We start from the raw sequence: 1,136 nt of genomic DNA on the forward strand, positions 1-1,136 counted from the left end.
GGCACTGCTCGGTCAGATTCGCATCCCCGAGCTACCGAGAGGCCCTGCCTTCATACGCGCACAACGGGAAGATCACCCGGGCGATAAGCCTGTTCAAACCACACGCTCCATGATCGGTTGAGATACGGCTTCTGAGCTTGTTCTTTATCTACCAAGATCTTCCGGGCTTGCCGATGGCCTTGAGGGTCTCGGGGCGTTTGACGGTTTTGCCGACGTCGTAGCGGGTGGCGGGTCGCCGGTTCTTGCAGCCAGGCGGTCGTCCGGGACCGGTTCCCGTGGGTTGGGGAACACGGGCCGGGCAGAGCAGGTGGGCGCGGATGTTCCTGAACCCGCGGCTGACCCGGGCCGGGGTGAGGCGGTCGGGCTTGACGGGTTTCTCCCAGGGCCTGCGGAGGTCCGTGGCCATCGGCCGGGCGAGCGGAGCTTGGCGAGGGCGACGACCAGCAGCCAGGTCCAGCGGTCCGCTGCCTGCGGAGTGCGGACTTTCGGAGTGGTCCAGCCGAGGGTCTGTTTCCCGAAGCGGAAGGTGTGCTCCAGATCGAACCTCCGGAGGAACACTTGCCAGCACAGGTTCACGTCGGCCGGGGTGGCGCCTGTCCTGGAGGACCACAACCACACGGGCGGGGTCTCTCGTTCTTTCGAGAGATGCTGGACCTTCAGCCGGACCAGGGTGCCTTCGACGATGGGGAGTTCACCGTCGTGTTCCAGCCAGGCAGAGCGGTGGGTCAGTCTCGGGTGGACTCGGTCCCACGCCTGGGCTTCCGCCTTGCCGTAGTGCAGCGTGTCGGTGGCTGTGGTGATCGCTGGTTCGGGCCAGGTCTCGGGCTTGGCGAAGCGGAACTCAGGCCCGTGCTTCGGCGGCCTGCCGCCTTGGGGATAGGCGAGGGTGTACTCCTTGGGCGAGGGCTTCGGCAGACGCATTACCCGGTCTCCGCGGATCCGCCCGACCAGCTCGACGGGGAGATCCCGCAGTACCCAGGCCAGACGGGTGACGTCGTAGCCGGCGTCCATGACCATCGTGATCGCCGGGTCTCCCGGCGTCCACTGACAGTGAGGATGTAGGTGGCATCGCCCGGGGGTCTGACTCTCCCACTGACTGACGCTCAGGTTGTCTTTGGCTGGAATCGTCGGCCTAC

At 66.0% G+C, this 1,136-nt stretch carries 1 pseudogene; it reads right to left on the reverse strand.

Annotation, left to right across the window (positions count from 1 at the left end):
* Positions 1 to 148: 148 nt before the first annotated feature.
* Positions 149 to 1,047: pseudogene (locus ACZ50K_RS37945) on the reverse strand (transposase); the annotation flags it as partial.
* Positions 1,048 to 1,136: the final 89 nt, after the last annotated feature.

The organism is Streptomyces sp. NPDC033845, assembly GCF_055576225.1.